The organism is Peterkaempfera griseoplana (assembly GCF_001418575.1).
Classification (GTDB): Bacteria; Actinomycetota; Actinomycetes; order Streptomycetales; family Streptomycetaceae; genus Peterkaempfera; species Peterkaempfera griseoplana.
The window spans coordinates 1-9,639 of the sequence record NZ_LIQR01000354.1; the positions used below are offsets into that span (position 1 = coordinate 1).

At 73.2% G+C, this 9,639-nt stretch carries 7 protein-coding genes; 5 read left to right on the forward strand and 2 right to left on the reverse strand.

Features of this window, described 5'->3' with window-relative positions:
* On the reverse strand, window positions 1-881 hold an 881-nt coding region (locus AOK09_RS25085; protein WP_055589513.1), incomplete at its 3' end, for a TrmB family transcriptional regulator.
* A 260-nt stretch (window positions 882-1,141) separates the two neighbouring features.
* Between AOK09_RS25085 and AOK09_RS25090 the strand changes: the two genes are divergently transcribed.
* From AOK09_RS25090 to qcrB, 5 genes are all read left to right on the forward strand, one after another.
* Window positions 1,142-5,155, forward strand: a complete 4,014-nt coding sequence (locus tag AOK09_RS25090) for a S8 family serine peptidase (RefSeq protein ID WP_055589514.1) — start codon at window positions 1,142-1,144, stop codon at window positions 5,153-5,155.
* Between the two features lie 219 nt (window positions 5,156-5,374).
* Window positions 5,375-5,923, forward strand: a complete 549-nt coding sequence (locus AOK09_RS25095; RefSeq protein ID WP_055589515.1) for a DUF4262 domain-containing protein — start codon at window positions 5,375-5,377, stop codon at window positions 5,921-5,923.
* Window positions 5,924-6,341: 418 nt separating this feature from the next.
* A complete protein-coding gene (locus tag AOK09_RS40395) occupies window positions 6,342-6,503 on the forward strand; it encodes a hypothetical protein (protein WP_157876026.1) in 162 nt (53 codons plus the stop codon).
* 219 nt (window positions 6,504-6,722) lie between these two features.
* Window positions 6,723-7,082, forward strand: coding sequence for a phage holin family protein (locus AOK09_RS38165; RefSeq protein ID WP_157876027.1), 360 nt, complete (start codon window positions 6,723-6,725; stop codon window positions 7,080-7,082).
* A gap of 181 nt (window positions 7,083-7,263) precedes the next feature.
* Window positions 7,264-8,901, forward strand: coding sequence for a cytochrome bc1 complex cytochrome b subunit (qcrB, locus tag AOK09_RS41165; RefSeq protein WP_055589517.1), 1,638 nt, complete (start codon window positions 7,264-7,266; stop codon window positions 8,899-8,901).
* A 212-nt stretch (window positions 8,902-9,113) separates the two neighbouring features.
* Here the strand turns inward: qcrB and AOK09_RS40870 are convergent, their stop codons facing one another.
* A complete protein-coding gene (locus tag AOK09_RS40870; protein WP_169797062.1) occupies window positions 9,114-9,278 on the reverse strand; it encodes a hypothetical protein in 165 nt (54 codons plus the stop codon).
* Between the last annotated feature and the right edge of the window lie 361 nt (window positions 9,279-9,639).

Here is a 9,639-nt window from a genome sequence, read left to right on the forward strand (position 1 = left end):
GCCGAACGGTCCGGTCCGCCCGGGCGGTTCAGCCCCCTGGGTCCGCCCGGGCCCTCCGGACCGCCCGCCCCGCCGACACCCTCCGCCCCGGCCGCCACCGGCCAGTCGTCCCGGCTCTCCAGCGACACCGGCGCGGCAGCCGCCCACACGCTCTCGAACAGCGCCGCCAGCGCCTCCACCAGCGCGGGGGAGTGGACCACCAGCGAGCCCGCCTCCGGCCGGTCGCTGCGCACCGGCAGCAGCGCCGCCGTCCGGTCGAAGACCACCAGCTTCACCGGAAGCCGCGAGGCCAGGCGCAGCCGCCCGCCCCGCGCCGTACCGCGCAGCGCCGTCTGCAGCGACACCGCGTCGGTGAACCCGTCCGTCTCGTACACCGAACGCAGCTCCACCCCCGCCACCGTGCCGACCTCGCCCGAGGACACCTCGGGGCCCGACACATACGGCGGCTTCGCCAGGTGCAGCACCTCCACCGAACTCTGCTTCAGCAGCTGGGCGTAGCGCGCGGAGACCTCCTCCTCGTGCTCCAGCACCTCCATCAGGTGCGTCGCCCGTGGGCCCGACATCGTCTCGTACGCCTCCTGGAGCCGGTCCAGGATGCCCTCGGCCGCCGCCAGTTCGGCCCGGCGGCGGGCCAGCACCGCGCCCAGCGACGAGCGCGGCGGACTCGCGGCCCAGCGCACCGGCCGCCCGCCGAGCCGGGTCACCAGCAGGGCGCCCTCCAGCCGCCGCAGCGCCTCCTCGGCCTCGTCGGGTGGGATTCCGGCGGCCTCCGCGACCGCGGCGGCGTCCGCCGACGGGGCGCTCACCAGGTGTTCGAGCACCCGCCCGCTGACGGAGTCCAGACCAGCTGCCGTCCATGGGCTCTCCGGGATGACGTTCATACGGTCCGACACTCCTGTGCGCGGGGCCGGGGCGAGACCGGCCCATATCGATCCTGGACTCCAACGGGCACTGCGAGCAGGCCCGTCGAGGTCGGCCCAGCACATGTGGGCAGCTGCGCGAACACGCGCCCCGGCGGACTTGTTCCGGCAGCCGCGCGCCGCGAGATTGATCACGCAACCCGCACGCCCCACCAGTCCCGCAGATGTGACTGGGCTTCCCCTTTCCTGCTCCCGCGAGGGACCTCCCCGAAGGGCGTCGCATGCCATCACGCCAGCTCAGAGCGCCGGTCGCAGCGCTCGCGGCCCTGCTCACCGCCGTCACCGCGGCCCCCGCCGCCCACGCCTCCGGGGCCGCCCGGCCAGGCTCACGTTCCGCCGTCTCCGCCTCCTCGTCCGCGCCCCACAGCGTCACCCTCGCTGACGGCTCGACCGTCCGCTGGAGCGACGACGGCACCGGCACGCTCACCGCCAAGGACGGCACCACCCGCCCCTTCCCCGTGCCCGGGGTCACCGGCAGCAGCGGCCTCGGCGAGCAGATCGCCCCGTCCGCCGCCGTGCTGCAACGGAGAGCCGACGCGGCGAAGTCGACGCCGTATCAGGTCGCGTCGGGCGTCGGTTCGGCCTCCTCCGCCGTCCGCCCCCAGACCATGAACACCGGCGCGGTCGAGCTGCCCCGGCAGGTCCGCTCCGCCATCGACGACCTCGGTGGCGTCGGCGGTCCGGCAGCCGGCGCGCGCTTCGGTGCGGCCGGGTCCACAGCCGGGACAATATCCGGAACCACGGCCCGAGACAACGATGTCGCGAGCTCCCTGCCCACCAACGCGGGCCTGGCCACGTCCTTCCAGTCGTACCTCAACGCCGGCGGAGTCGACGCCGTGGGCGCCTTCCAGGACACCGCCACCTATCTGCACGCCCTCCCCGGCGCCGGGCAGATCATCACCAATGTCTCCCTCGGCGACCTCACCGACCAGTCCATGGCCGACGCCGGAGACACCTACGTCCGGCAGAACGGGCCCACCACGGTCCTCAGGAACGGCCGGCGCTACCTCGACTACCCGTCCCTGCCGCTGATCCCCACCTACACCAGCGACAACCAGGGCCGCCTCGACCCGGCCGGAACCATCGAGGGGCAGGACCCCTACCTGGGCGAAGTCCTGCTCGACTTCTCGATGATGGCCCCGCTGCCCCACGACCGGCAGCGCCCGGAAGCGACCGGAAGCGGCGCCACCGACCTGCTGGGCATCGCCCCCGGCGCCGACTACCGTCTCGTCGTCCCCGAGGAGCCGTCCGCCACGGGCATCGCCGCCGCGCTGCGCGCCGCCGCCGCCCAGAAGCCGCGGCCCGATGTGATCACCGCGAGCCTAGGCTTCGGCACCGACGGCTCCATCGGCTTCCCGTCGCGCTGGCTGGAGGACGACCCGGAGATCCGCGAGACCCTGCGACAGATCGTGGACTCGGGCATCGTGGTGGTCGTCTCCGCCAACGACGGCACCCGGCTCGGCCTGCCCGTCTCCGTCGGCCCCGACGGCGGCAGCACCCCCACCGAGCGCACCGCCGGCGCCAAGTCCGAGACCACCATCGACGACGTGGCCGCGACCACCGTCCCCTCGAAGGTCCGCGACACCGGCGTGATAGCCGCCGGCGGCAGCACCACCGACGACACCCTCACCTCCGACGACATCCGCACCTCGGCCTACCCCACCACCCGCTACAACGGCACGGCGGGCTACTCCTCCGGCTTCGGCAGCCGGGTCGACCTCGCAGCCCCCGGCGACAACCTGCCCTCGCTCATGCACGTCCCCGACGGTGCCGAGGTCGTCCTCAACGGCGGCACCTCCGCCTCCGCCCCGATGATCGCCGCCGCCGCCGCGAACGTCCTGTCGGCGGCCGAGAGCACCGGGCAGAAGTTGACGCCGCGTCAGGTGCGTGATCTGCTCGTCGACACCGGGCGTCCGCTCGCCCAGCCCCCGCAGGCCGACCAGGAACTGACCATGGGCCCGCAGCTCGACGTCACCGCGGCCGTCGAGAAGGTCCTGGCCGAGAAGCACGACATCAAGCCTGCGGCGGCCCGGCTGTCGGTCGCGGAACGGCAGCTGATGTCCGTCACGCCCTCCACCAACTTCGTGGAGGCCACCGACCCCGACGCCATCGACCTGGGCGGGCCGCGCGACGACGAGGGCAACGGCAACGGCCAGAACGCCGTCTCCCCGATCACCCTCGGCCTCGACCTCACCGGCGCCCGCCACGGCCTCACCTACCGGCTGCGCGTCGACGGCGGCCGTACCATCCCCGCCCCGGGCCCCAGCCTGCGTCTGCTGCCCGGCGAACTGTTCGCCGCCGCCGGGCTGCCGCTCACCTCCGACGGGCCCCGCAGCCTCAAGGTCACCTTCGAGGCGCTCGACCACGGCCGCGTCGTCGCCTCGGCGGGCCGCACACTGACCTTCACCGCCACCGACGGCAGCTATCTCCAGCCCCAGGCGCCCACCGCGCCCGGTACCACCCCCCTCGGCAGGTCGGTGACCGTCCACTACGACCTGACCGGCCTGCGCGACACCACCCAACCCGAGCTGGTGCTCTCCTCCGTGGGCCACTGGACGCCGTTCACCGCCGCCGACAAGTGGCGCGCCACCTGGCGCACCCCGCTCACCGCGACCAGGGGCACTGTCACCATCCCCGCATCGGCCTTCGCCCCCGGTGGTGCGGGTCTGTACGGCGTCGGCATCACGCTCTACGGCGGGCAGGTGTACGGCGACTTCCGCGCCCTGACCATCGGCGCCGGCGCGGACCAGCGCCCGGAGGCGCCCCGGCTGGGCCACACCTCCGCCACCGGGTACTCCGCGCAACTCACCCGTGCACAGCGCACCCTGTCGCTCTCCTGGGACGTCGACGGCGTCCGGGGCGCGAACGGCGCCGCCGTCGAGTTCCTCACCCCCGGGCCCACCCTGTACGGCGCCCTCAACACCACCACCAACCAGAACGGCAGCGGACGCGACGACAACGGCGTCGACCACGCCTCCACCCTCCTCCGGGCGCTGCCGTCCGCCAAGGGCCAGACCACGCTGGACCTGCAGGCGCTCGGCCTGCCGACCGGCGTCCAGTACCCGGTGCGGATCATCGCCACCCGGGACGGCAAGCCCGTGGGGCAGGCCTCCCCGACCTCCTTCCTGGAGTACCTCGACGGTGACACCGTCTCCGGCGTCCTGGAGAACTTCGAGGTCACCGGTGACACGGCGCTGCTGGCCACCGACACCTTCTCCGAGGAGAACGAGCTCACCGGCGGCGGCGTCACCGGCTACTCGCTGGGCGACGGCAGCCTCGGCTCCGCCGTCTCCACCGACAACGGCTCGGGGATGATGCGGACGGTGGTCGGCGCCGACCCCACCACCGGCACCACCCTCATCGCCCGCAGGCCGTTCACGGGAGGCGTCCTCCCGGAGATCGACCTGCGTGACACCCGGACCGGCGCCGAGGTCAGGACCACCACGCTGGACCCGCAGGCGGGCACCACGTCCGTCTACTACCAGGGCGGCGCCCTCGACCCCGCCCGGCACCGCGCCGTGGTCGTCACCTACAACGCGGTCTCCGGCATCGACCAGCTGTGGACCGTCGACATGAAGAGCGGCAAGGTCTCCGAGCCGCTGCCCGTCAACCAGTCGAGCCCCGGCCGCGCCTTCAGCAATGTCTCGCTCGACGCCTCCACCGGTACCTTCTTCGTCGCCACCACCGGTACCCAGGGCCCCTGCCTCAGCGGCCGTGTCCCCTACGCCGCCGTCAGCTTCGACCCCGGTGCCCGCACCGTGTCCCCGATGGGCGCCATGCCGCTGTGCACCGCGGGCCTGCTGCCCGACGGCAAGGGCGACAAGGTCTATGTCGCCGCCGGCCCCGCCACGCCCGACTACTCCAGCGGCTCCTTCCCGACCGGCACCTGGCGTACCGCCGACCAGCACACCCTGGCCACCGGCACCGCTGCCGACCTCGGCACCCGCGGTGTGGCCTGGCCCGTGCTCGACACGCGCCACAACGTCGCCGTGGTGGCGCACCTCTACGAGGAGGCGACCGCCGGCGACAACAACGCCCTCAGTGAGATCACCGTCGTCGAACCCGACACCGGAAAGGTCCTCGCCCGCTACCCCCTCGTCAACCTCGTCAACACCATGGGAGGCCTCACCAACTTCGAGCCGACCTCCCTGCGCGGACTCCACCTCGACCCCGGGACCCGCACGGTGTACCTGGTCAATCCCTGGGCGAACGGGCTGCAGCGGCTGACGTACTGACGTCACCGCACGGCACAGCCTGCGCGACCTGTGCACGGACGGCGCCGCACCTCCTGCTGGGGGGTGCGGCGCCGCTCTCGCTGCTTCGCGCCGACGGGAGCCGGGCCGGGGCGCGGAGCTCAGGGAGCGGACGGAGACGGTCGACCGCGAAGCCCACCCCGGAAGATGACCCCGAGCCCGGGGTGCTCCACCGGGTGCCGGTGCACGTAGCCTCCGTGCATGACCGGTGATCCCTTCGAGTGCCGTTGTGTCCTCTGCCACGACTACGGCGATCGTGACGAGGCAGACCACATGGACCTGAGGATCGCCGAGGACGTGCTTCGTCACGGCTGGCACGTGATCATGGTTCCCGAGGACGAGGTCGGCCCCGGATTCGCCTACACGATCGGGCTGTCGCACACCCACGGCACACCTGAGCTGGCGACGTTCGGGCTGGGCGTGCGCACCATGCACCGCATGCTCAACACGCTCGGGGACGAGGCGGCCTCCGGGGGCCGCCTGAGTGCCGGTCAGGAGCATCAGGGTGTGGTCGCCGGCGGGCGCGTCGTGCTCCGGGACGTCGACCTGCGCTGGTACCGGGTCTTCTTCGGGCGGGCCATCGGGTTCTACCGGCGCCCGCCCTTCCCCGTCCTGCAGGTGGCATGGCCCGACGCGCAGGGCCGCCTCCCCTGGGAGGAGCAGGTGGAGCGCAGTCACCGGGAGTCACAACCGCAACTCTGGCTGCCGCCGGACCGGCACCCCGTCGGGGTGTGGACCGCCGAACTCTGAACCCCCGGGCAGCCGGGCCGGGCTGAGCGGTTCCGCCCAGCGGGCCGTCGGCTGTCGCACCGTGCAGAGGCCTGGCCGCCGTCGAACCGGTCGCGGAGGTGGGGCGTCCGGCCTTCCTCGGCGCGCGCGACGGCGCCGCTCACCGTTCGGGGCAGGAGTGGGTGCACGGCGGATGCCGACGTGGAGTGCTTCCCGGGCGGCGGCCGAGTGGGCGGCCGGTGCCCGCGGGAGCGGTCACCGACGGTCGCGGCGGCGTGCGAGCGCCCGTGCCCCGCGAACCGCCCGGGGGCGTCGTGAAGATGCGACGGGGACCGGGTCCGGGCAGGCTGGACGGGTAGCAGGGCAGGCCCCTTGCAGTCACACACAGGTCCCGCCCGGCAACCCTGTGGAGGGCCGGGCGACAACCCACGGAGGTCCGATGTCCGACCGCGAGCTGCAGCGTCCCGAATCCCGCCTCCTCGGTCGCCACGGCCTGTGCCAGGCTGTCGCCGGCACCCCGGACCTGGACGGGGCCGATTCCGACCAGCCGGTGCCCCCGGTGGACGAGGAATGGGACCCGGCCCGACCCGAAACCGACTGAGCGGGCCCGCGACACGCTGCTCATGGGTGGCCGCCGACGACAGCACCGGGTGTTCGTCCACGGCCGGTCCGTCCGGTGACGGCGCTCCGGGAGACCTCCGGGCGTGCCGGGTCGGCCACCTGCGTGCCGGCGGGGGCGCCGTACGTCCCCGTCGCAACCCGCTTCCGAGCCCCCCCGCCCGCTGCCGCCGGCGGCAGCGGGCGGGGCGGGACGGCGCACGTGGCGACAGGAGGAGGCGGTCATGACCAGGTCGCCGGCAGCGTGCAGGAGGTCGGAGCCGAGCTGGTCACCACGGTGCGCCGGGCGGCGCTGGGAAGTGCCCTGGTGGGAGCTGCGGGGGTGTGCGGGGTGCTCACCGTCGCCGCCGCGCACCAGACGGCTCTGCGGGCTCTGGAGAGGGCGATGCCCCGCACGGCGGCCGCCGCGGTTCTGACGCTCGCCTACGCCGGTGGTGGCGCCGGACTGGCCGTGCTGGGCCGCGACCGGATGCGTGCGGCTCTGGCAAGCGGTGAGGAAGCGCTGGCGGAGGCGGACCGCAAGCTGCCGGAGCGCGATGCCGGTTCGGGGGCTGAGGGCTGAGGGCTGAGGCACCGGGGGAAAGTCGTCGGCTGGTCGAGCCGTACGGCCCCGCGGGCGGGCGGTGTTCGGCCGTTCGGAGCGGGGCCCGATTGCTGTCCGCGGACCGGGGGCAGGGTAAGCACTCCGAGGGAGAGCCTGCGCCGGACCACTGATGCGATTCCGGGGAACGAGGAGCCATCCGATGCTGCTGTTCGGGATGAAGAAGCGGCTCGAACGCAAGGCCGAGGCAGCAGCGGAGCACGCGGCGGTCGCCGTCGACAGGCGGGTACCGCTGATGAAGGCGGCCAAGGAACTGCTGCGGAAGGCGTTCCCCGACCACTGGTCCTTCCTGCTGGGCGAGCTGGCTCTGTACAGCTTCGCGGTGCTGCTGCTCACCGGTGTCTTCCTGACGTTCTTCTTCCATCCCGGTGCGGCGGAGAGCGTCTACCACGGCTCCTACCTGCCGTTGCGCGGCGTCCGGATGTCCGAGGCCTACAAGTCGACGGTGAACATCAGCTTCGACGTCCGCGGCGGGCTGCTGGTCCGCCAGATCCACCACTGGGCGGCCCTGCTGTTCGTCGCCTCCATCTGCGTGCACCTGCTGCGCATCTTCTTCACCGGCGCCTTCCGTCGCCCCCGGGAGATCAACTGGATGATCGGTGTCACCCTCTTCCTGCTCGCGCTGCTGGAGGGCTTCGCCGGTTACTCCCTCCCCGACGACCTGCTGTCGGGCACCGGCCTGCGCACCGCCCAGGGGTTCATCCTCTCGGTCCCCCTGGTGGGGTCGTACCTGAGCTTCTTCGTCTTCGGGGGCATGTTCCCCGGCACCGAGATCATCCCCCGGCTCTACGTCACCCACATCCTGCTGATCCCCGCCCTCCTGGTCGCCCTCATCAGCGCCCACCTCGGCCTGGTGGTGTACCTGAAGCACACCCAGTGGGCCGGCCGGGGCGCGACCGGCCGCAATGTGCGGGGCAAGCCGTTGTTCCCGCAGTACACCGGCAAGTCCGTGGGCCTCTTCTTCGCCGTCTTCGGGGTACTGACGGTGATGAGCGCCATCGCCCAGATCAATCCGATCTGGAACTACGGCCCCTACCGGGCGGACCAGGTCTCCACCGACGCGCAGCCGGACTGGTACCTGGGCTTCCTGGAGGGAGCGCTGCGGCTGATGCCGGGCACGGAGACCCGGCTGTGGGGCCACACCGTCTCATGGAACCCCCTGCTGCCGGCCGTGGTGCTGCCCATGCTGTTCTTCCTCGCGCTCTACGCCTATCCCGCCTTCGAACGGTGGCTGACCGGCGACCTGGGAGAGCACCACCTGCTCGACCGGCCGCGCAACCAGCCCGCGCGCACCGCCCTGGGAGCCGCGGTGATCACCTGGTACCTGGTGCTGCTGGTCGACGGGGGACAGGACGTCCTCGCCTATGTCCTCCACCTCTCCGTCAACGCCCTCAACTGGTTCCTGCGGGTCTGCTTCTTCGTGGCGCCCGTGGTGGCCTTCTGGATCACCAGACGTGCCTGCCTGGCGCTGCAGGCCCATGAGCGTGAACTCCTGGAGGAGGGGACGGAGACCGGGTTCATCAGCCAGTCCGTCGAGGGCGGCTACGACGAGTCCCACCGGCCGCTGTCCGCCGAGAAGGCCTATGTGGTGCTGACCCGCCGTCTCCCGCACCCGCTCAGCCTCCCCCCGGGCGCCGAGGCCTCCCGCCGCCGCCGTCTGCGGGCCGCCCTCAGCGCCTGGTACTTCCGCGACCGCGTGGAGATGCCCGCGACCCCCGCGGAGCGCCGGAAGGTCGCCGCCCTCACCGCCGATCCGACCCAGCCCGAGGGGCAGGACTGATCTTCGGGGGTCACGGACGCTGCAGCGGCCAGGCCCTTGGCGTGCTCGGGGCGGGAGCAGCCGAGGAGACGTCCGGTGACCCGCAACCGGACCGTGCGGCGGGATGCCGGTGAGGCCGTCACGGCTGGACGGCAGCAAGGCGGCCGGTTCGTCCAGGTCGCCGCATCCATGGAGCGCTCAGGGCCGGGCGCGTTCCCCTCGGTCGCTGACGGTCACGCTCGCCGTTCCACGGCCGCCACCGCGCCGTGGGTGACCAGGCCGTAGACGAGGTGGGGTACGGCGTCGGAGAGCCAGTCGGCCGCAGACCAGCCGCGCGGGTCGGTCACGCCCAGACGGGCCGTCGGCATGTCGGCGGCGGACATCGCCAGCGCCGCCACGACGGTGCCCCCTCCCCGTTCCGGGCCGGGGTGACGGCCCCCGAGAACGCCCCGCCGGGCAGTGGGAGCGCGGAGCGTCCCGGGCGCGGCCCGCACAGCCCCGCCCGCCCCGGCGCGGAGGCTGTGCGGCTCAGCCGTCCGACGCCGCGGCACTCCGGTGCGGCCACCGGCAGGGGACCGCCGTTCGGGCGCTCCTGCGACAGGTGCGCGTTCTCAGCAGCGAAGAAGGGGACCGTGCGGGAGGCGAGTCGTTCCGTGGATCCGACGAGAGGAGCCGGTATGCGCCGCACCCCGGCCGAGGCGGGCCTCGCGCCCGGGCAGCCGCCGGAACCGGACCTGAGGCCGGGGGCCGATCCGGTCG

What these genes read in the sequence shown, in the direction of transcription:
- AOK09_RS25090 (WP_055589514.1), top strand. Translation starts at nt 1,142, where the DNA reads ATGCCATCACGCCAGCTCAGAGCGCCGGTCGCAGCGCTCGCGGCCCTG.
- AOK09_RS25095 (WP_055589515.1), top strand. Translation starts at nt 5,375, where the DNA reads ATGACCGGTGATCCCTTCGAGTGCCGTTGTGTCCTCTGCCACGACTAC.
- AOK09_RS40395 (WP_157876026.1), top strand. Translation starts at nt 6,342, where the DNA reads ATGTCCGACCGCGAGCTGCAGCGTCCCGAATCCCGCCTCCTCGGTCGC.
- qcrB (WP_055589517.1), top strand. Translation starts at nt 7,264, where the DNA reads ATGCTGCTGTTCGGGATGAAGAAGCGGCTCGAACGCAAGGCCGAGGCA.